At 61.6% G+C, this 20,096-nt stretch carries 22 protein-coding genes; 8 read left to right on the top strand and 14 right to left on the bottom strand.

Annotated elements, in window-relative coordinates:
* Position 1 precedes the first annotated feature (1 nt).
* Together AB4Z15_RS19640 and AB4Z15_RS19635 are read right to left on the bottom strand one after the other, a co-directional pair.
* Positions 2–1,171 carry an FG-GAP repeat domain-containing protein gene (locus AB4Z15_RS19640; RefSeq protein WP_442018608.1) on the bottom strand — a complete coding sequence of 390 codons (1,170 nt, stop codon included), beginning with the start codon at positions 1,169–1,171 and terminating at the stop codon, positions 2–4.
* 45 nt (positions 1,172–1,216) lie between these two features.
* A complete protein-coding gene (locus AB4Z15_RS19635) occupies positions 1,217–2,341 on the bottom strand; it encodes an FG-GAP repeat domain-containing protein (RefSeq protein ID WP_442018607.1) in 1,125 nt (374 codons plus the stop codon).
* Positions 2,342–2,577: 236 nt separating this feature from the next.
* Between AB4Z15_RS19635 and AB4Z15_RS19630 the strand changes: the two genes are divergently transcribed.
* From AB4Z15_RS19630 to AB4Z15_RS19615, 4 genes are all read left to right on the top strand, one after another.
* A complete protein-coding gene (locus AB4Z15_RS19630) occupies positions 2,578–3,891 on the top strand; it encodes an ATP-binding protein (protein ID WP_442006812.1) in 1,314 nt (437 codons plus the stop codon).
* A 43-nt stretch (positions 3,892–3,934) separates the two neighbouring features.
* On the top strand, positions 3,935–5,179 hold the full coding sequence (locus tag AB4Z15_RS19625; protein ID WP_442018606.1) for a low temperature requirement protein A: 1,245 nt from the start codon (positions 3,935–3,937) through the stop codon (positions 5,177–5,179).
* A 127-nt stretch (positions 5,180–5,306) separates the two neighbouring features.
* Positions 5,307–5,561, top strand: a complete 255-nt coding sequence (locus AB4Z15_RS19620) for a helix-turn-helix transcriptional regulator (RefSeq protein WP_442018605.1) — start codon at positions 5,307–5,309, stop codon at positions 5,559–5,561.
* On the top strand, positions 5,558–6,763 hold the full coding sequence (locus tag AB4Z15_RS19615; protein ID WP_442018604.1) for a type II toxin-antitoxin system HipA family toxin: 1,206 nt from the start codon (positions 5,558–5,560) through the stop codon (positions 6,761–6,763). Before AB4Z15_RS19620 ends, AB4Z15_RS19615 begins: the two co-directional genes overlap by 4 nt.
* A gap of 25 nt (positions 6,764–6,788) precedes the next feature.
* On the opposite strand, the gene AB4Z15_RS19610 is transcribed toward AB4Z15_RS19615, so the two are convergent.
* Positions 6,789–7,325 carry an HD domain-containing protein gene (locus AB4Z15_RS19610; protein WP_442018603.1) on the bottom strand — a complete coding sequence of 179 codons (537 nt, stop codon included), beginning with the start codon at positions 7,323–7,325 and terminating at the stop codon, positions 6,789–6,791.
* Between the two features lie 151 nt (positions 7,326–7,476).
* A complete protein-coding gene (locus AB4Z15_RS19605) occupies positions 7,477–8,265 on the bottom strand; it encodes an SDR family NAD(P)-dependent oxidoreductase (protein ID WP_442018602.1) in 789 nt (262 codons plus the stop codon).
* Positions 8,266–8,386: 121 nt separating this feature from the next.
* Between AB4Z15_RS19605 and AB4Z15_RS19600 the strand changes: the two genes are divergently transcribed.
* The gene (locus AB4Z15_RS19600; RefSeq protein ID WP_442018601.1) at positions 8,387–9,013 is read left to right on the top strand and encodes a TetR/AcrR family transcriptional regulator; all 627 of its coding nucleotides are present in this window, start codon (positions 8,387–8,389) and stop codon (positions 9,011–9,013) included.
* A gap of 24 nt (positions 9,014–9,037) precedes the next feature.
* On the opposite strand, the gene AB4Z15_RS19595 is transcribed toward AB4Z15_RS19600, so the two are convergent.
* A complete protein-coding gene (locus AB4Z15_RS19595; protein ID WP_442018600.1) occupies positions 9,038–10,162 on the bottom strand; it encodes a serine hydrolase domain-containing protein in 1,125 nt (374 codons plus the stop codon).
* Between the two features lie 24 nt (positions 10,163–10,186).
* Positions 10,187–11,074, bottom strand: a complete 888-nt coding sequence (gene gluQRS / locus AB4Z15_RS19590) for a tRNA glutamyl-Q(34) synthetase GluQRS (RefSeq protein ID WP_442018599.1) — start codon at positions 11,072–11,074, stop codon at positions 10,187–10,189.
* 338 nt (positions 11,075–11,412) lie between these two features.
* Between gluQRS and AB4Z15_RS19585 the strand changes: the two genes are divergently transcribed.
* Positions 11,413–11,871 carry an Lrp/AsnC family transcriptional regulator gene (locus AB4Z15_RS19585; RefSeq protein ID WP_442018628.1) on the top strand — a complete coding sequence of 153 codons (459 nt, stop codon included), beginning with the start codon at positions 11,413–11,415 and terminating at the stop codon, positions 11,869–11,871.
* Positions 11,872–11,891: 20 nt separating this feature from the next.
* Here AB4Z15_RS19585 and AB4Z15_RS19580 read toward each other — a convergent pair whose 3' ends face one another.
* Entirely contained in the window at positions 11,892–12,347 is a 456-nt protein-coding gene (locus AB4Z15_RS19580) for an Lrp/AsnC family transcriptional regulator (protein ID WP_442006821.1), read from the bottom strand.
* 103 nt (positions 12,348–12,450) lie between these two features.
* Here AB4Z15_RS19580 and AB4Z15_RS19575 point away from each other — a divergent pair, with 103 nt between their 5' ends.
* Entirely contained in the window at positions 12,451–13,092 is a 642-nt protein-coding gene (locus AB4Z15_RS19575) for a LysE family translocator (RefSeq protein WP_442006822.1), read from the top strand.
* On the opposite strand, the gene AB4Z15_RS19570 is transcribed toward AB4Z15_RS19575, so the two are convergent.
* From AB4Z15_RS19570 to AB4Z15_RS19560, 3 genes are all read right to left on the bottom strand, one after another.
* Positions 13,089–13,556 carry an SRPBCC family protein gene (locus AB4Z15_RS19570; protein WP_442018598.1) on the bottom strand — a complete coding sequence of 156 codons (468 nt, stop codon included), beginning with the start codon at positions 13,554–13,556 and terminating at the stop codon, positions 13,089–13,091. The two genes, AB4Z15_RS19575 and AB4Z15_RS19570, sit on opposite strands and share 4 nt — an antisense overlap.
* Positions 13,553–13,921 (bottom strand): ArsR/SmtB family transcription factor, encoded by a 369-nt coding sequence (locus tag AB4Z15_RS19565; RefSeq protein WP_442018597.1) that lies wholly within the window; start codon positions 13,919–13,921, stop codon positions 13,553–13,555. Before AB4Z15_RS19565 ends, AB4Z15_RS19570 begins: the two co-directional genes overlap by 4 nt.
* 92 nt (positions 13,922–14,013) lie before the next feature.
* On the bottom strand, positions 14,014–14,985 hold the full coding sequence (locus AB4Z15_RS19560) for a hypothetical protein (protein ID WP_442018596.1): 972 nt from the start codon (positions 14,983–14,985) through the stop codon (positions 14,014–14,016).
* Between the two features lie 154 nt (positions 14,986–15,139).
* Here AB4Z15_RS19560 and AB4Z15_RS19555 point away from each other — a divergent pair, with 154 nt between their 5' ends.
* The gene (locus tag AB4Z15_RS19555) at positions 15,140–15,619 is read left to right on the top strand and encodes a DUF4383 domain-containing protein (protein WP_442018595.1); all 480 of its coding nucleotides are present in this window, start codon (positions 15,140–15,142) and stop codon (positions 15,617–15,619) included.
* A 158-nt stretch (positions 15,620–15,777) separates the two neighbouring features.
* On the opposite strand, the gene AB4Z15_RS19550 is transcribed toward AB4Z15_RS19555, so the two are convergent.
* The 4 genes from AB4Z15_RS19550 to AB4Z15_RS19535 all read right to left on the bottom strand — a co-directional run bounded on the left by AB4Z15_RS19550 (position 15,778) and on the right by AB4Z15_RS19535 (position 20,067).
* The gene (locus tag AB4Z15_RS19550; protein WP_442018594.1) at positions 15,778–16,458 is read right to left on the bottom strand and encodes a response regulator; all 681 of its coding nucleotides are present in this window, start codon (positions 16,456–16,458) and stop codon (positions 15,778–15,780) included.
* Complete coding sequence (locus tag AB4Z15_RS19545) at positions 16,451–17,791, bottom strand: sensor histidine kinase (RefSeq protein WP_442018593.1); 1,341 nt, start codon at positions 17,789–17,791, stop codon at positions 16,451–16,453. The genes AB4Z15_RS19550 and AB4Z15_RS19545 overlap by 8 nt, the downstream gene beginning before the upstream one ends.
* Positions 17,792–17,921: 130 nt before the next feature.
* The gene (locus AB4Z15_RS19540) at positions 17,922–18,725 is read right to left on the bottom strand and encodes an IclR family transcriptional regulator (protein ID WP_442018592.1); all 804 of its coding nucleotides are present in this window, start codon (positions 18,723–18,725) and stop codon (positions 17,922–17,924) included.
* 85 nt (positions 18,726–18,810) lie between these two features.
* Positions 18,811–20,067: an aminopeptidase P family protein gene (locus AB4Z15_RS19535; RefSeq protein WP_442006829.1), complete on the bottom strand. Its 1,257-nt coding sequence runs from the start codon at positions 20,065–20,067 to the stop codon at positions 18,811–18,813.
* Positions 20,068–20,096: the final 29 nt, after the last annotated feature.

Below are 20,096 nucleotides of genomic sequence, written 5' to 3'. Positions count from 1 at the left end.
ACTAGTAGAGCCCATTGAAGATGTTCCAGCCCCAACCGACAGTCTCAACACCCTTCCAGCCCCCGCGACCATCGCCGTAGTACATCACCAGATCGCCAGCACTGTTAACGCCGTGGACATCATTGAAACCGTCCCGGTTGAAGTCACCAGCACTGCCGATCATCGTCAAGGCATTCCAGCCCTGCCCGATCTGCCGTACAGTGGTCCAGCCGCCGTGGCCATCCCCGCCGTAGAAGTAAAGCCTCCCACTCTTGTCCTTGGCCAGCACGTCCACGTTGCCGTCGCCGTCCCAGTCCCCGGGGCCGATCAGGAGGTCCATGACGTCCCAGCCGTGGCCGACGTAAACTCCCGGCTTGATGGCTCGCTCAAAACCTGAAGGGTAGAGGTATAGATCGCCATTGGCCTCACTGGCGAGGAGATCATTCAGGCCGTCGCCGTCAAAGTCGCCAGGCCCCAGCGCTTTATCAAAGGCGTTCCATCCTGGTCCAAAGCCATAGTCGATCCCGGGATCCTGATAAGTGTGGAAGCCGCCGTCGCCGGTGCCATTGAACTGGAACATCCTCCCCTCACTGTTCTGCGTCAGGAGGTCGTTGACACCATCACCCCCAAAATCGCCGGCCGCTATGATCTTGCTGAAGCCGTCCCAGCCGGGTCCAACTCGCCGCACGTCCTTCCAACCCTCTGCGTTGTCCTGTCCGAGGTACAGCATCAGGGTCCCGTCAGGCTTGCGTGCCATGACCTCAAAGGCGTTCCTGCCCGTGAAGCCCTCGGCCCTCATGGGTTCCTTCTTGATGGGGTCCGATGGAGGCGTGGTTACTGTCCGATCGGCACAGCTCACGGGCGATCCCGTGACGACTGCAGAAATACGGTGACCGAGATCAGGGGTTCTCAAACGATACAAATACGGGTTCTCCGGTGGAACAACAGGAACGGGTACGCCGTCCCTCAGCCATTGAATTGTCATGTCGGGCTTCCAACTTCCGCTGCAGCCCTCGAAGTAGTTGGACGCGGCCACCGACAGATACGAACCCACAATGGTTCGCCCATCAAGGTGGACGTCATCAGGATCGATGGCCATTGCGGCGGGGGCCACGGCCGAAACCGCAAGTAGCACCGCCAAGAGCCCCGCAGCGCTTGCACGCCGGAAGCTGTCATTTTTCCATGAAATCATGCCCACATTTCTCCCAGCTCTTGCAACTACAGCCGAACAGCTTCCTTAGTAGAGCCCGTTGAAACCGCCCCAGCCGCGGCCCACTGTCTCCACGCCTTTCCACCCGCCACGACCATCGCCGTAGTACATCAACAGATCACCGGCAGCATTTACGCCGTGGACATCACTGAACCCATCGTGGTTGAAATCCCCGACACTTCCGATTTTGGACAAGGCATTCCAGCCTTGCCCTACCTGCCTCGGCGTGATCCATCCGCCGCGGCCATTGCCGCCATACAGGAACAGCCGACCGTCCTTGTCCTTCGCCATGACATCTACGTTGCCGTCACCGTTGAAGTCTCCCGGCGCGAAAATCAAGTCCATGGTGCCCCAGCCTTGGCCGACTTTTACCCGCGGACTCCACGAGCTTCTGTCAACCCTGGGGTATAGATAGAGGTCTCCCTTGGCGTCGCTCGCCAAAAGGTCGTTCAGTCCATTTCCATCGAAATCCCCGGGACCCACCACCTTATCCATCGCATTCCATCCTGAGCCGACGACATTTCGATAGTGGGTGGTGAACGCGCCGTCACCATAACCTTCGTACTGAACGAGGGCGCCTGAGAGGTCCGTAGCCAGGATGTCGTTGAGGCCGTCCGCGGTGATGTCTCCTGGGGCGATAATTCTCGTAAAGGACTCCCAGCCCGGCCCGATTCGCAGGACGCTCTTCCAGCCTTGCGACGCGTCCTGGCCCAGATACGAAAACAGCACCCCATCCGAGCGGCGGGCCTCCAATTCAAAGGCACCCCGGCCCGTGAAGCCCTCGGCCCGTGACGGTTCTTTCCGGATCACCCTTGGATCGTCCACCCGAACGGGCGGGCACTCCTGAGCACCGCTGACAACCACCGAGATCCTGGATCCAACATCATCAGTGGTCAGTGCATGGAGCGCTGTGGAATACCCAGGACTGGGCCCCACCGGCTTACCGTCCCGCAGCCACTGGACGGTGTAGTTCACCTGCGGGTTTGGATCGCATGCAATGAAGTAGTCGTAGGCTCGCTCGACGGAGAGCGCCGCACCCACAATGTTGGGGCCATAAATGACAAGGTCGTCGGCATCGACAGCGTTCGCCGCTGGCGCCAAGGACGTGCCGATAAGCAAGGCAGCCAGCACGCCGGCCGCGCCGCCTTTCAAGAATGATCTCCCAAAAAACAAGCCCACGATTCTCCCTCGCAACGCGCGCCACACTGGTCTGTTGCGCCCATCCTAGGTGGCACGCCCGACGCCGGGACGAAAGCGGGTGCCGACAGGCCGCCGTCGTGGGTTGCTCCGTAACGCAACGGGCCCGCAACGTTCCGGGCGGGTGGTTCGCCTATGCTCAACTCCAAGGAATCAACGGCGATCCACCAAGCACACCCAGGAGAAACCCCATGACCAACTGGCGTATCAGGGACTTCCATTCGTCCGATCTTGACGGCATCCTGCACCTCTGGGAGTCACTCAAGGCTGATGGTGTAGAGCCCGTGTACGCACTCTCTGAGGTCCTTGCCTCGTGCGAAAAGGACCACGCAGTGGTGGCGGTCCAGGGCGACCAAGTAGTTGGCGCCGCCGTTGGGCGTGCGGCCCATGACCAAGGCTGGGTCGTTTTCCTCGCGACACTGACGGAGTTCCGCGGCAGGGGCATTGGCACTTCTCTGCTGTCCGCCGTCGAGAATCGCATGGCTCCGCACGGACTCAACAAGCTCTCTGCGCTCATGCCGGAAACCGAGACGCGCGTGGAAGCGTTCCTTGGCCGCGGCTTTGTGGTGAAGAAGAACCTGCGCTACTTCGAGCGGACCATCCCCGTGCAACGCCAGGAACTGGAACCCCTTAGCTTGCTGGGTGGCCGGATCCTGGCCCGTGACCTGTGGGAAAACGTGGCGGGCATGAAGCGCGAGAAGGAACTGTTGGAACGCCGTCTGGTTCTCCCGCTGGCTGAGGCCGACCTCGCCGACGAGTACGGTGTGGTGCCGCCGCGCGCCGTCGTGCTTTTTGGTCCTCCGGGCACGGGGAAGACCACGTTCGCCAAGGCCATAGCGTCGCGGCTCGAGTGGCCGTTCGTGGAGGTGTTCCCGTCCCGCCTGGCGTCAGACCCCAAGGGCCTGGCCGGGGCGCTGCGGGAGACATTCCTGGAAATCGCCGAGCTGGAACACGCCGTGGTGTTCATCGACGAAGTGGAGGAGATCGCCTCGCAGCGCGCGGGCGATCCGCCGTCGCCGTTGCAGGGCGTCACCAACGAACTCCTCAAGATCATCCCGGCATTCCGCGAACAGCCCGGCCGTCTCCTGGTCTGCGCCACCAACTTCATCCGCGCCCTGGACACAGCCTTCCTGCGCCACGGCCGGTTCGATTACGTCATCCCCATCGGCCTGCCGGACGTCCACGCCCGAGAGGCAATGTGGCAGCGGTTCATCCCCGCCACCGTGGTGGACGACGTCGACATCGCTCAGTTGGTGGAGCGCACCCAGGGCTTCTCGCCGGCGGACATCGAGTTCGCGGCACGCAGCGCCTCACAGCGTGCCTTGGAAAAAGCAGTGTACGACGACGCCGCTACTTCGGGAGCGTCGTCCACAGTTTCGTCGAACGGACGGAAGGGCCCGGTCACACAGGACTACCTCGACGCCATCGCCGATACCCGCACGACCGTGAGTGACGAGGTGTACCAGGAGTTCCTCGAAGACATCGATGTGCTGGGCCGCGTGTAAGGGTTCCATCCGCGGGAACAGGTGCACCGGTAATCTTTGACCCATGTCCACAAATCCCCTGCGCCACGCGCTGTCCCGGATGGGCGGCCGCGATCCTCACGAGAAGCATCGCACGGCCACTCCGCTGGAGCTGTTCTTCGACCTGACGTTTGTCATTGCCTTCGGGGTCGCCGGTAGCCAATTCGCCCATGCTGTGGCGGAGGCACATTTCTGGCCGGGGCTCCTGGCATTCGCGTTCGCCATGTTCGCAACTATTTGGGCGTGGATCAATTTCACGTGGTTCGCCAGCGCCTATGACACCGACGACTGGGTGTTCCGCGTGGTCACCATGGTCCAAATGGTGGGAGTGCTCATCCTGGCCATGGGCATAGAGCCGTTGTTCCACTCGATCATCGAAGGCAAGCACGTTGACAACGTGGCCATGGTGCTCGGCTACATCATCATGCGAGTGGCGCTGATCTTCCAGTGGCTGCGCGCTGCCCGCCAGGACCCTGCACGCCGTGAAACGTGCTTGCGGTATGCAAAGTACGTTGCAGTGGTGCAAGTCGGCTGGGTGGGGGTCCTTTTGATCGATGCGAGCGTGGCCACCACCTTCCTCATGGCAGCCCCGTTGTTCATCCTGGAGATGGCGGCGCCGTACTTCGCGGAACGGAACATCCGCACCCCGTGGCACGCCCATCACATCGCAGAACGCTACGGGCTCCTGGCCATCATTGCGTTGGGCGAATGTTTGATCGGCGCGATTGAAACGCTGCGCGCGATCGTTGCCCTCCACGGCTGGACGTTGGATGCTGCGCTGGTTGGTTTGAGCGGGACAGGGCTGGCCTTTGCCCTGTGGTGGATTTACTTCATCCTGCCCTCGGGCCCGGCCCTCCACGTGCAACGGCACCGCTCATGGATATTCGGATACGGGCACCTCCCCCTTTTCGCAGCCATCGCCGCCACCGGCGCCGGACTTCACGTTGCCGCCTACTTCATTGATGATGAAGCCCACATCCCGGCGGCCGCCGCAGTTGCCTCGATCGCCATTCCGGTCATCCTGTTCAAGGTCTCGCTCAGCACCCTTTACGGCATCATGCTTGGGCTGGAGCGCAGCCACCTTTGGGGCACTACCTCGGTAGTGCTTGGCCTCGCCGCGAGTATCGCCATGGCGGCCGCGGGCGCATCCGTGCCTGTCTGCATGCTGGAAATGATGCTGGTGCTCGGCCTCTCGATCGTTTTCGATGAACGCCAAGGACACAAGGGCCGGGCAGCAGCGTTGCGTCGACTGGAGGCGGCGGCGGGCTAAGCTCGCTTTCTAGGCCGGTACGTTCGTGCCGGTTGTTCAACGAAATGCCTTGATTTGCTCCATTCTCGCAGGGCAAACTAGGGGAATCGGTACGTTCGTGCCGATTCACCGCAAGCGGGAGGACCTCATGCCAGTCAACGGCCTCATGGCAACTTTGGGTTCTGAAGTGCGAGCCCGCCGTGCCTCGTTGAGCCTGAGCCAACAGGACCTCGCCGATCTCGCAGGTGTCTCGGAGCGGTTCGTCCGATTCGTGGAAACAGGCAAGAGCACAGTCCAGCTTGAGCCACTTTTGGCCGTACTCGACACCCTCGGCCTGGAACTTTCCCTCCGTCAAGCTGGCCTGCCCGCGGCTTCTGAGATAGCTTCTGAGTCAGCACCATGACCTTCCACCGCATCGCCGACGTCTACAAGCAGGGCATCCTGGCGGCGCGCCTCGAACGCCAAGAGGGCGGCACCAAGTTCAGCTACCTCCAGCGGTACCTCGACGCCGGCCTACCCGCCGTGGCAACGACACTCCCCGTGAGTCCCGAGCCCGTTTTCACGCCCAGCGGTGCAGTGCCGCCCTACTTCACCGGCCTGCTGCCTGAGGGCCGGCGGCTCAACTCGCTACGACGCAGCGTCAAGGCGAGCGCGGACGACGAACTCGCCCTCCTCATGGCGGCGGGCGGCGATGCAGTGGGCGATGTCCAGACGGTCCCGCACGGCGAGGCTCTGGCGGAAGGGGGCACCGCCGTCGTGCTTGACTCAAAACTACCCCTGGACTTTGATGCGTTGCTGGGCGATTCCGGATTGATCGATCCCGTAGCGTTGGCGGGTGTGCAGGACAAGTTATCTGCCGGAATGATTTCCCTCCCCGTGGCGCAGGCGGGCAAGCGCTACATCCTTAAGCTCAACGCTCCGGAGTTCCCATCAGTTGTGGAAAACGAGTTCCTGATGTTCCGTTATGCGCGACGGCTGCGGATTCCGGTGAGCAACGTGCAGTTGGTGCACGACGTCGGCGGCCGGGCGGGGCTTCTGGTGGAGCGTTTTGACCGGGTCACCGCCCCCGACGGCTCGCCTCTGCGTCTGGCTGTGGAGGACGGCGCCCAGATCCTTGGGCTGTACCCGGCGGACAAATACAGCGTTCCGTTCAGCGAAGTCTGTTCAGCGCTGGCCGGGCATTGCCCTGCACGCCTTCCAGCAGTGCGCAATCTGGTCATCCAACTCGCGTTTGCCTGGCTGACGGGGAACGGGGACCTGCACGCCAAGAACGTTTCCATGGTGGAGGCGCCTGGAGTTCTTGGCGTCCGCGAATTCACCATCGCCCCGGTCTACGACATTCCCTCCACAGTGGTCTACGGCGACAAGACGCTGGCTTTGGCCGTCGGCGGGAAGAAGACCGGCATCTCACGCAAGCACTTCCTCGCCTGGGCCGCGAAGCTTGGGCTGACTGAACGGGCGGCCCACCATTCAGTGGACATCGCCCTCAAGTCAACTGGCTCCTTGATCAGCGACCTCGACGGCGGCGCCTCACCGTTCGCGGCAAGGCAAACCAAGGAATGGATCAAGGAGCTCAAACATCGTCGGCGCCTACTGGAGGGCTGACCCGTCGTGGCTACTCAGGGCAGGCTTAGTCAGGAACGATGTCGTCGAGCTCCGGAAGTAGATACGGGTTTACCCTCTGCAGGATCAACTCCACTTCTTCTCGCGGCACGGCGTTGTAAAGCACTGGTCGGGCGTCGGCGTAGCGGGTCATGGGCGGCTTGTCGGGCCATTTCTCCGCCAGCGCCTGTACGCGTTCCGGCAAGGAATTGTGGGCATTATCGGCGATTTTGACCAAGGTGGCGTCGTGGTCTTCGGCCACAAACCTGATCCCTGCCTCGTAGTCGTCGGGGTCGTCGTGGAAGCGGCGCGTGACACGTTCGATGATGGCAAGGGCGCGCTCGGATACCCCCATATCCAACAAGGCTTGCCTCGTGATGGGAGTGTCCTCGGCGATGTCGTGAAGGTAGCCCGCAATCTGGATGTCCTCGTCAAAGTCGGCGAGCGCGTCCCCCACCGCCAGGACATGCTCCCGATAAGGGCGCTTGAGCTTGTCCTTTTGGCGGTTGTGGGCCACCTCGGCGAGTATCTTCGCCGTCTCGACGGTGAAGCGTGGTTCGGTCATGCTGGCCTCCGGATTGATGTAGGCACCGAACAGGGATCGGACCTTTCTTCAGGCTAGCCGCAAAGTCGTGCGCGCCGCCTATCCGGGCACCGTAACCACTCCTGCACAGGCGCTATTCCTGCCCTGGTACTACTCAACTCCTGAACAGCGACTACTCCTGAACAGCACGGGCGGCGATGCCCACAGCGAGCGCCCTCGGCACTCGCTGCGCGAGACCGGCGGCGATGCGGTTGGCCCAGCCGGACACAACACTTGCCGGCGTTCCGGACCGGTCCAGCGCCTTGAGCGCTGTTTGCACAACCTGCGCTGAGGTTTGCATCCGCCCGACTGCCGCGGATTCGCTGCCGAGGACATCGAAAAACTCGGTGCGGGTGGCGCCCGGGCAGAGGGCAAGCACACGCAGTCCCGAGCTCTTGGCTTCGTGGGCAACGGCCTCGGTGAAGCTGAGGACGAACGCCTTGGTGGCCCCGTAGACGGCCATGCCAGGGATCGGCTGGAACGCGGCGGTGCTGGCGACATTCACCAGCGCACCCTTGCCCGAGGAGAGCATGCCCGGCAGGAAGGCCCGGGTGATATCCACCAAGGCAGCTACATTGAGTGCGATCTCGGAAGCGATGACCTCAGGGTCTTCCTCCACCAAGGCGGCGCGGGTTCCGAAGCCTGCATTGTTGATGAGGGTGTCCACGGTGATTCCGCGCTTGGTCATTTCGTCCACGAGTTCCTTGCCAACACCAGGACGGCCCAAGTCCATGGGAAGCACGGTGACGGCTACGCCGTGCTCGGCGCGCAATTTCCCGGCCAGTTCTTCAAGGCGATCTGCGCGGCGGGCCACGAGGATCAAGTTGGAACCTCGGGCGGCGAAGCGGCTTGCGAATTCAGCGCCAAGCCCGGAGCTTGCGCCTGTGATCAATGCAGTAGTACCCGAATAGGTCATGGTCATGGCAATTCCAATCTGTAAACGCCGACGCCGGATGAATCCCGTCGACTCGATGTAGTCAATGCCAACATCGTAGGCACTGTCTACATTGTTGTCAATGACTACTTTCAGTTAGACTTGAGGTATGACGGACCAGCCCTATCACCATGGCAAGCTGCGAGAGGCTCTACTGGAGCGCGCTATGGAAACCATTGAGCAAGCCGGCGTCGACGGACTCTCCCTGAGGCAATTGGCCCGGGACCTTAATGTCAGCCACGGTGCGCCGGCCAAACATTTCCGCGACAAGCAAGCCCTCATCGACGCCTTGGCGTTGGCTGGCTTTGAGCTGATGAACCAGCGCATACTCGCGGCTGCCCATGCCGGAGATGACCTTCGTCAGCGCTTTGCCAGCGTGGCCACCGCCTATGTGGACTTCGCGGTCTCCCACCCGGCGCTTTTGACCGTCATGTACTCCACCAAGCATCACCCCGGGTCCAGCACGGAGTTGCGGAACATCGGCGAGCAAGGGATCCACGTGGCCCGCGCCCTCATTGCAGAGGCACAGGATGACGGAGCCTTGGCCCCGGGCGACACAGAAACCCTGGCCATGGTGTGCTTCGTGAGCTTGCATGGCGCCGCGCTCCTGGCGGCAGGCAAGCAGTTGGACGGCAACAGTGTTGAGGACGTCGTTGCTGCCACCACTGACACCCTGTGGGCGGGCATGGCAGCGGGAGTTCCAGCCGCGCAGCTCTCACAGACAGCGGACTCCTAACCAGAAGCCAAGGCACTCGCGGGACTACGCCGAGAGCCCTGCAACCGCCTCTCGCACGGCTGAACTGAGCAGGAGATTGTGGCAACCAATTCCTCCGGGCTCGGCCTGTTGCGGAACGTATCCAAAGCCAAGTTCATACACCGGGTCCGCGAACCCCAAAGACGCGCTGGCGCCGTCGTGCCCGAACGCGCGGTAGCTGCCGAACGGCATCCGGCTGTGCGACTTCATGAAAACCGTGCCAAAGCAGCCGGTCTCGCCGAAGACGCGATCGATCCCAAACACCTGCTCAGCGGAAACCCTGCGGATGGTCTCCTCCGTCAGGAGGGGTGCGACGGCGGCCTGGCCGCCGGTCGCCAACCCTGTCGCCGCTGCAGCGTAGATCCTGGCCATGCCCTCAGCGCTGGAAACGCCCGCTACCGAGCTCATACCGGCGGCGCGGACCTCGCGGATGTTCGGAAGATCGAGGATGTCGCCCTCTGCAGCGTTGGCCGACAAGCCGAAATGGCTGGCGGGGTCCACCCAGGGCCACGTGGGATCTGCCGCCCAGCGGAAAGGCGCGAAGCGTTCTTCCTCAGCATCCGGTAGGCCAAGGTAGAAGTGGGCACCCGTCACGGATCGGATGCGATGTTCGAAGACCTCCTGGACCGTGGAACCCGTGACTCGCCGGCACAGCTCCTCCATGAAAATGCCGATCGTCAGGGCGTGATAACCGAACGCCGCACCCGGCTTCCACAGCGGGGGAAGTTTGGCGAGCTTCGCGGCCGCGAGTTCGGAATTGTTGACTTCCTCAAGGCTCACGCCTCCCTCGACGCCCAACAGTCCGGCCTGGTGCGAAAGGAGTTGGGAAACAGTGATGGAGGCCTTTCCTTCGGCACCGAACTCCGGCCAATATTTGACCACTTCCGCGTCGAGATCCAGTTCGCCGTCTTGAACCAGCAGAGCTATGACAAGGCCGGCCATGCCCTTGGAGCACGAGAAAACACCCGTGACTGAATCAGGACGGATGTGAGGCCCGCCGCTGAGATCCAGCACTTTGACGCCCCGATGGTACGCCGCCACTTGGGCGGAATATTCAGGGTCTCGTTCGAGGAACCTACTGAACAGCTCGGCTACGGATTCGAAACCTGGGGCGATCACCTGTGAATGCATCCAGACAGCCTACTTGGCCCGCACTCACCCCCTCGGAGTTTTCCACACCCAAGGCTCCCTCGGCAGCCTTCTAGGGTCGAATTCCGACACTGCATCCTGCAAGGGTCCTGCCGGTAATCCCAACGATTCAAGGAGGAAGTCGCGTACACGCTCCGCTGAAACTCCGACGGCGGCGAGGTCGCCCAGCGTTACTGCACCGTCGCGCTTTGCCAGCCTCACGCCGTCGTGGTTTACCACCAGCGGAACGTGGGCATATTCCGGGACTGGCAAGCCCAACAGGGTGGCCAAGTACGCCTGCCGAGGAGTGGACGGAAGGAGGTCGTCACCGCGGACCACCTGGTCGATTCCCTGGGCGGCATCGTCTACTACAACGGCCAGGTTGTAGGCCGTGACGCCATCGTTGCGCCGCAGCACAAAGTCGTCCACCACACCCACGTAGGGGCCGTGCAACTGGTCCTCAACAGCCCACTCAGCGGGGTCCGATCGGAGGCGGATTGATGCCGGACGCGACGCCCGGCGGATCTCGCGCTCGGCCTCGGACAGCCTCCGGCACGTACCTGGATAGGCGCCTTGTGGAGAGTGCGGGGCCGAGGGCGCCTCCTGGATTTCGCGGCGGGTGCAGAAGCACTCGTAGGTGCGGCCCTCGGCAGTCAGGCGGCTGATCGCTTCCTCATACAGCGCTCCGCGTTCAGTCTGACGTACGACGGCGGCGTCCCAGCTGACGCCGATGGCCTCCAGGTCGCGGGGCTGCTCCGCTTCCGCGCCGGACCGCGCCCGGTCCAGGTCCTCAACACGCAGCAGGAAGTCGCGGCCAGTCGATTTAGCGAAGAGCCAAGCGAGGATCGCCGTGCGGAGATTGCCTACATGCAATTCCCCGGAAGGGCTCGGGGCGAAGCGGCCTGCAGACGTCATGGTCCAAGCCTATGCGTCGGCACACAACACAAGAGCCCCTCAGCTACCGCAACGATCCGGTGGCTCAGGGGCTCTTGCTGTGCTGCCCGTCAGGACGGGCGGGTGCAGAATGACAATGCTGTGAACAAGAGTCAATCAGCGGCTGCTTCCTTGCGGGAAACCTGTACAGGGGTCCGGGTGGTGTTCCAGGTGCCTGCTGCCTGCGGGATCCGGCGGTAGCCTCGCCCTGCTTCGTTGTCACCATTTCAGCAGTACGCATACAGTTGGTGCAACAGACGTGGCATTGAGTGGTCGATCTGACTAATCAGAGTTGAAATTGCAGACAGGAAGTGGTCATTTTGCAGGAACTCGACACGACGGACCGCAGGATCATCGCCGCCCTTGATGAGGATCCCCGCGTCCCCATCATGGTCCTTGCCCAGAAACTGCACCTGGCGCGCGGCACGGTCCAGTCGCGCCTGGAGCGGATGACGGCGTCGGGAGCATTGCGCCCCAACAGCAGCCGCGTGCTGCCCTCGGCACTTGGGCGGGGTGTCGCGGCTGCTGTGAGCGCCGAACTCGACCAAAGCCACCTCAATGAAGCCATCGCCGCGCTCCGCGAGATCCCTGAGGTACTCGAATGCCACGCTCCTGCCGGCGATACCGACCTCATCATCAGGGTGGTAGCCAAGAGCCCGGACGACCTCTACCGCGTCTCGGAGGAAATCAGGCTGTGCCCGGGAATCGTGCGCACGTCCACCAGCATGTTCCTACGCGAAGTGATTCCCTACCGGACTACCGGGCTGCTGAAGGAATAGCGCCCTAGAAGGAATGCTGCTTAAACCGGCGGCCCAATGTTGGTCTTCAGGTTCTTCATCACCAAAGTCGACGTGAGACGCTCAACAGCCGGAAGGGCTGCGAGTACGTCGTCATAGAAGCGCTGATAGGCAGGTAGGTCAGCCGCGATGACCTTCAACAAATAGTCGGGAGAGCCGAAGAGTCGCTGCGCCTCAACGATGTTCGGGCTCGCGGTCACACGTTCCTCGAACTCCGCCATGATGGTGCGCTCCACCTGGCGAAGGGTGACGAACACTATCGCCTCAAATCCGAGCCCCACTGCTGCTGGATCGATGTCCGCGCGGTAGCCCCGAATAACCCCGGAGGACTCCAGATCCCGGAGTCTTCGATGACACGGGGCCACCGTCAATCCCACCTTCGACGCCAAGGCAGTGGCTGTCATTCGACCGTCCTCTTGGAGGTGGCGCAAAATATTCTTATCAATATGGTCAATCACGCAATAATCTTACCCAAATAGGCGGTTTCAGGGATAAATCGGGGAACACTTATGGGGCGATTTTCCCTAGAGTTTTCCTACCCACTACATCCCTGGAGAGATCGTGAACCCACAGCTGTTCCTCGCCTTCATGCTCGTTGCAGTCTCTTTGGCCTGCACACCCGGCGTCGATTGGGCTTACTCGATTTCAGCCGGACTTCGTCAGCGCAGCTTCGTGCCTGCTGTCGCGGGATTGTGCAGCGGCTATGTGATTCACACCGTGCTGATGACGGCAGGACTGGCAGCCTTGTTGGCGGGAGTCCCGGGCCTGCTTGGCTGGCTCACGATTGCCGGCGCCGCCTACCTGTTGTGGCTCGGCTTCGTGACCATCCGCTCATGGCGAGGGGCCAGCTTTAGTGCGGAAGGCGCCGTCGTGCAGTCCGGAAACCAGCTCCGTACGTTCTTCCAAGGCATGGGCACCAGCGGGATCAACCCCAAAGGCCTGCTGTTCTTTGTGGCGCTGGTACCGCAGTTCGTCAGCCCTGAAGCCGCGCTTCCTGTCGCTGTTCAGTCCGGGTTGCTAGGGCTAACGTTCGTGATCCTCGCCGGCCTGGTGTACACCGGGGTGGCATTGACCTCGCGGAAGCTGCTCGCTTCACGTCCGGGCGCCGCGCGCGTGGTGACGCTGGCCAGCGGGATCATCATGGTTGGGCTGGGAGCAGTGCTGTTGACGGAGCAGATCCTTCCCATCGTGGTGCGCGGCTAAGCGGCAAGAACCTCATCCAGGCGCTCGTACCCTTCGATTACGCCATAATTCATGCCTGTGGCAAGCGCCATGTCACGCGCTTCCACCGAAGGGTAGACCTCGCGGACGACGATTCTGGTGCGCCCGTCCGTTTCCTCGAACCTAGTGGTGCTGATGCCCACCTGGCCCGGGGCGCCGTCGAATTCGAAGGTCATGATGATCAGCTCGTCGGTGTCCACGGTGTGGAAGACCCCGCGGAATCCGAACATCCCGTTATCGTCGCCACTTTCATAGCGCCAGCTGCCGCCGGTGGTGGCGTTGTATTCGGTGACATTGAGCTTGGCGTCCCGTGGACCAAGCCACTTAGCCAGGAGATCCGGGTCCACATGTGCCTTGAACACTGCGCTGACCGGCGCATCGAATTCGCGGACGGTATCGACGAACGGAACGCCGTCATCAGCAGTGATTGCCGTTGGATTGCTCATTTCAATTCCTCTTCTTGTTTTTGTTGTGACCCCTGGGGGATCCCGGGGCCGGATTCGGCCAGGAGTTCGTCGAGTTGCCGGAAGCGACGCTCGGCGATCAGTCGATATTGGTCTATCCATGCCGTCAGCTCTTCGAGGGCGGCTGCGTCCAGGTGCACTGGCCTGCGTTGGGCATCGCGGGAGCGGGTCACCAATCCTGCATGCTCGAGGACCTGGATGTGTTTTGAAACTGCCTGCTTGGTGATCGCGAAGGGCTCTGCCAGTTCATTGACAGTTGCCTCTCCCCGTGCCAGCCGGGCAACGATTCCCCGTCTGACGGGATCAGCAAGGGCCATGAACGCCTTGTCCAAAGCATCGGGATCCATAACCCTGCGCGACCTTTCCTTTGTCAGCCAAATGCTTTATCAATCACTTGGTTGATTACAAGATTACGCTTGCATCGGCGCCTGCACATGCCCTATTCCCCGCTGAGCTCCCTGAAGTCGTTCTCCCACAAACGACGCATCTCTGCATCCTTGCGGATCACTTCCAGGGTCTCCAGCTCTGCCGGCGGGGCGGGTCGCTTGGAACGGGGAGTCAGCGTCCGTCGGCCCTGGTCCAGGGCTAGAAGGGCACGATCCGTGAGGGCATCATTGCGCAATGCCAGGCTGGTCTTCCTCCTGCGAAGGACCTCTTTCAGCGCTGCCTGGGCCGATTCAAAATCGCCACGCGCCCGTTGCGATCGAGCCCGGATCAGAAGCAAGGCTGCCGAGAGGTCATCCGTATTCAACAAACCCTCTGTGCACATCACCACGTCGCGGTGCCGGCCCAGCGCAAACGCTGCGGTGCAGCGCGCCAGGGCTGAAGGCAACGAAGGCGGCAAACCCACTACTGCTTCCAACGCCGACTCGACCATTCCCATTTCCCGAAGGCAATGTGCCAGCGCCAGGAACACAGACTCCTCGCTGAACAAAACCGGGACTTCAATGCGTTCGGCCACCTCAACCCTGGTGACCACCTGCCCCAGGTAGATAGCCGAGAACTGGCTCGCGTCGTCGTCGATCCTTGTTGTTAAGCCGCGCCGCAACAACTCCGATGCCCGCAGATAGCCGCCATGCTTGTACGCCAATAGTCCCGCCATTACGTAGCACAAGCCTGCCCACCCCGGGTAGAGCCGGCCCAAGGAGATAAGCCGCTCAGGCTCAGTTGAGGTGAAAACTGCCTCATGCATTGCCTTGGCCTGCTTGGTGGACAGGCGCTTCAACCGTGGGACATCGCCCAGCACAGAAAGTCGGGCAGGATCGCGGCCACTCAGGACACCGGAGAGCACCTCACCTACGCCGTCGGCCAATCCGCGGACCGTTGTGCGCACGTATCCTTCGCGGAAGGGAGTGAGATCCCGGGTGTCATGGAAGACCGATTGGAAGTCGCCGTTGGGAGCCTGGCTCATGAACCCATGCTAACTGGCACCAAGTGGCCATTCCCCTGCTATCGGAGGCATTTCAGGAGTATTATGGCGGCGTCGGCAAGGTTTTCCGACACCCCTTGCCGCGGGACGGTTCTCCATGAGAAGAGCCGTGTAACAGCGTGAAAGGGAGGACTTCATGACCACCGCTTCGCACCCCACCGAACACCATCATGCGATGGGGTTGTCGCTTCACAACACCGCCATGGGCGTTGGCATTGTTTTTCTGCTGGTAGGCGTCCTGGGCTTTATCCCGGGTATCACCACCAATTACGGCGCCATGACCTTCGCGGGACATGAATCCGGCGCCATGCTGCTTGGAGTGTTCCAAGTATCCATTCTCCACAACATCGTCCACCTGCTGTTTGGCGTGGCCGGTTTGGCCATGGCCAGGACAGGACGCATGGCTCGCCTCTTCCTCATTGGTGGCGGCGCCGTATATCTCGTTCTTTGGATCTACGGCCTGATCATCAACCAGGAAACGGGCGCCAACTTTGTTCCGTTCAACACCGCTGACAACTGGCTGCACTTTGTTCTTGGCGTGGCCATGATCGGTCTGGGTGCTTGGCTGGGCAGGGATGCCATGGACGAGACAATGACGGCACGGCGGAGGATGTAACGTCGCGGACGTCGGCTCAACGAACGACGGCGGTCGGCCCCTTAGTGGGGACGGTCGCCGTTATTTTTGTCCCGCCTTTCCGCGCCGAGTTGGCATTTGACCCCAATGTTTGGGCCTGCGATTGGTCTTAAGTGCCATCTCGGTGATCCTCGCGCATGTTAGCCGAGCAACCTGTTTTCATAGGCGAACGCCACTAACTGGAGACGCGTCCGGGCACCAAGCTTCGTCAGCACGCTTCGCAGATGGCTCTTCACAGTAGCTTCGGAGACAAACAAGCTCTCCGCCATCTCGCCATTGCCCAAACCCTTTGCCGCGAGCAGGAAAACATCCCTCTCCCGAGCCGATAATGGTTCCAAAACAGAGAGATTGGGGCCCGCAACCTGCACCGTCCGGGCGGCATGCTGGAAGAGATCGTGGACAGAGCCGGGAGCGATCACGGAATAGCCGGAATGGACTGTGCGAATGGCGGCCAACAGAAACTCCGGCTCAGCGCTCTTGAGCAGGTACCCACTTGCGCCTGCCTGAACGGCCTCCACGACAGCGTGATCACGGTTAAAGGTGGTCAACGCAATGATCTTGGGTTGGTCGGAACCCCGCTGCTGCGCCAACTCGATGATCAGGCGGGTTGCGGTGACGCCGTCCATTTCCGGCATCCGCAGGTCCATGAGGATGGCGTCCGGCGGCTGTTCGGCTGCGCATTCCACGGCTTGTTTGCCATCAGACGCTTCCCAAGCCAACGTCATGTCGGGTTGGCTCTCCACCAGCATTCGGATTCCAGCGCGAAAGAGGGGTTGGTCGTCCACCAAGGCGACGGTAATAAGTGCGGACGAGTCAGCCACGCTCAGCGGCCTCCGGAACAGCAAGGACGCCTGCGGGTTCGAGAACTTTGATGTCGGATTCCGTCTCTGACGCTTCCTGCGCCGAGATTCCATGGCGTGTCCCGTAAGGGATGAAAGCAGTGACTCGGAAATGTTCGCCATCGGGTCCTGCCGTCAGCCAACCGCCAGCGAGATGGGCGCGCTCACGCATCCCCGGGATGCCGCGACCGACTCGCTCAACCTGATCTCCGGCGTCCGCTCCCCCCAATGGAGCGGACGCCGTGAGCAGGGAAGCAGCGTGCAGGGTCAAGCCCGGCCCGCTCCAATCCAGATGCAGACGAACCGCTGCCCCGCTACCGGCATGCTTGAGCGCGTTCGTGAGGCATTCCTGAATGATCCGGAAGACAGCAAGTTCCTGCCCAGCACCAAGTTCCACGGTCTGGCCCGATTCGCTAAGCTGGATCTTCAAGCTGCCGCGACGCATCTGATCGATCAATGCCGCCAAGTCATCCAGTCGCGGTTGAGGGGCAACCAGGCCATCTCCCCTTACTCCTTCTATAACCCGCTGCGCGTCCACCAAGGCGTGTCTTGCCGATCCAGCAATGTTTTCCAGTGCTTCAAGTACCACCTTGGGTTGGTTTTGGCTGAGGTAACGCGTCCCATCAGCTTGGGCAGTAATAACCGCTAAGGAATGAGCCAACACATCGTGGAGGTCCCGCGCGATCCTGCTGCGCTCCTGCTCCACGATGAGTTCGATTTCCGTCTCTTTCAGGCTCGCTTCGGCCACGGCCTGGGCTTGGGACAGGGTTCGCCGGTCCTCATACAGGGCCACCAGAATGCCCAACGTGCCGCAGGCTGCCGCTATGAGCATCAGGGTGCTGAGCAATTGCCAACCGTAGATCCGCAGTGCAGAAGCATCGCCTGAATAGAGCGGCATGAACCATCCCACGCCGCCGCCGTACCGCCAGGAAATCATCATGAAAGTCATGACTGCTGCAAAGAGGACATTGACCGCAGCCGACCAAATTCTCTGCTTCTTGGTGCCCGTCCACATAATGAAGGCCAAGGAAATGGACGATCCGAGGTAGATGGCCCAATGGTTCGCGGCCATCGCCGGTAAGACGTGCACAAGTTGTCCGAGCAGCAGACCACCGGTTAGCCCTAGAGAAACGAAGGGTTTCCTGCCCGCGAGGGCGATGCTCAGAGTCATCAGGACCAGCGGGACAGCACCTGGCCAATAAAAGCCCGGCCACGGCCCCATCCGGCCGGCTTCCCCCACGCACCACAGCACGAAGAAGATCACGGCCGCCGCAGGGGCGCCCCAACGCCGGAATACCTTCAGTGTTCTTTCCATGCCAGCCAGACTATCCACGCTGGAACACGGTTCTGGGCCAAATGACGTATCCAGCAGCCGATCTCCACCTGCGGGCCAGAAGATTCATCCTCTGGGCCAGCGGCTTCTTGTGGCTTGCGCGTCCTGCAGCTCAGCGCGGAGCTCGGCCACCAAGGCGTGTGGTGACCTTGGCCGCGGCGTCGGCACAAGCTTCGCCAAGGCTGGTAAGTGTGTCCTGCGAGACCCTGAACTTGGGTGCGGGAATGAGTACGGACGCCACGATGTTTCCCCTGTGGTCATAGACAGGAGAGGCCACCCCCACTTCTTCGATGGACGTCTCGCCAAAGTTCACTGCCCAGCCGCGCTTCGTGGAATCCTCCAGCCGCTGCAAGTACGCCTCCATGGCTTCCTCATCGAGGCCAGGAAGAGTGATCGCACCACTTCGGAGGAGATTACGGACACGATCCTTGTCCTCCGCGGCAAGGAAGACCTGAACGGATGAGCTGAGTGCCTCGTTGTAACGGACTCCCAAAGGGGCCAGGTGCTTGACCTGGTGCCGGCTGGGGATCTGCTCCACACTCATGGATTCGGTGCCGTTCCAGACCATGAGCGCGCTGGTCTCCCCCGTGCGCTCGGTCAGTTCCCGTAGTACCGGATACGCCACGCGCCGCTCTTCGAGTTCCGCCAGGAGTGGGCCCGCCATGGCGATCATTCCCAACCCCAAGCGGAACCTGCGCGTATCGACGTCGCGCTCCACCAAATGCTCTTGCTCCAAGGTCGCCAGGATGCGGGAAACTGTGCTCTTGTGCAGGCCAATGCGCCCTGCGATTTCAGTGACCCCCAATAGCGGCTCTTCTGCACTGAAACTCCGCAGGACCGCGATGGCGTTGACAATGACCGAGGTACCTTTGGCTTCGCCGTTGCCTGAAACGTCGTTGGATTCCGTGGGAGTCATGGGTTCACTATATTTGGCTGAGGCTGGCGGACTGTGACCGGGCTGGGCCGGTGGACGCCGTGCACTGCGCCCACCGGCCGGGTCACTAGGCTCCGATGATGTTGTACTCGGGGCCGAACGGGAACTTGGTGATGTTCTCCGCACCGTCTTCGCCCACCACGAGGATGTCGTGCTCGCGGTAGCCGCCGGCACCCGGTTGGCCGTCCAGGACTGTAATCATCGGTTCCATGGAAACCACCATGCCCGGTTCCAGCACGGTGTCGATGTCTTCGCGAAGTTCAAGGCCTGCTTCGCGGCCGTAGTAGTGGCTCAAGACGCCGAACGAATGGCCATAGCCGAACGTGCGGTTGGCCAGGAGCCCGTGACCGACGTAGATCTCGTTGAGTTCGGCGGCGATGTCCTTGCAGACTGCGCCGGGCTTGATGAGTTCCAGGCCGCGCTTGTGAACCTCCACGTTGATGTTCCACAGTTCCAAGGAGCGCGCGTCCGGTTCGCCGTAGAACAGGGTGCGTTCCAGAGCCGTGTAGTAACCGCTGGTCATCGGGAAGCAGTTCAGCGACAAGATGTCGTGTTCCTGAATCTTGCGGGTGGTTGCCCAGTTGTGCGCGCCGTCGGTGTTGATTCCGGACTGGAACCAGACCCACGTGTCACGGATTTCGGAGTCCGGGAAGGTGCGGGCGATTTCGTGGACCATGGCCTCGGTGCCGATCAAGGCGACCTCGTACTCAGTGATTCCAGCGGTGATCGCGCTGCGGATGGCCTCTCCGCCAAGATCGCCGATGCGGGCGCCGTGCTTGATGACTGCGATTTCCTCGTCCGACTTGATCATGCGCTGGCGCATCGCAGCCTGGGCAACATCCACCAGCGTGGCTCCCGAGAATGCGGCCTGGATCTTGTTGCGGTTGTCCAGCGGCAGGGAGTCGTCTTCGACGCCGATGCGGCGGGGGTTGATGCCGCGGGTGCGCAGGACTTCCTGGATAGCGTGGATGTAGTTGTCCCGGCGCCAGTCCGTGTACACCAGGTTGTCGCCGTAGCTGCGGCGCCAAGGCATACCGGCGTCGATATTTGCCGTAATGGTGACCGTGTCATCCTTGGTGACCACCATGCCGTAGGAGCGGCCGAAATAGGTGAAGAGGAAATCGGAGTAGTACTTGATGGAGTGGTAGCTGGTGAGGATGACGGCGTCGAGGTCCTTCTCGGCCATGATGCTGCGAAGGCCGGTCAGGCGACGCTCAAACTCTGCATCGGAGAAAGTCAGGGAGACCTTCTCGCCGTTGTTGAGGACCTTGAGTCGATCGAGCTTGGCCACATCGTTGATGGCCTCGTTCTCGGTGATGGTCATGGTGGTTCCTTTCAATGGGGTTGTTGGTT

Source organism: Paenarthrobacter sp. 2TAF44, from assembly GCF_052114885.1.
Taxonomy (GTDB): domain Bacteria; phylum Actinomycetota; class Actinomycetes; order Actinomycetales; family Micrococcaceae; genus Arthrobacter.
The sequence above is the reverse complement of the archived record's forward strand: the minus strand, read 5'-3'. Positions and strand labels throughout refer to the sequence as shown.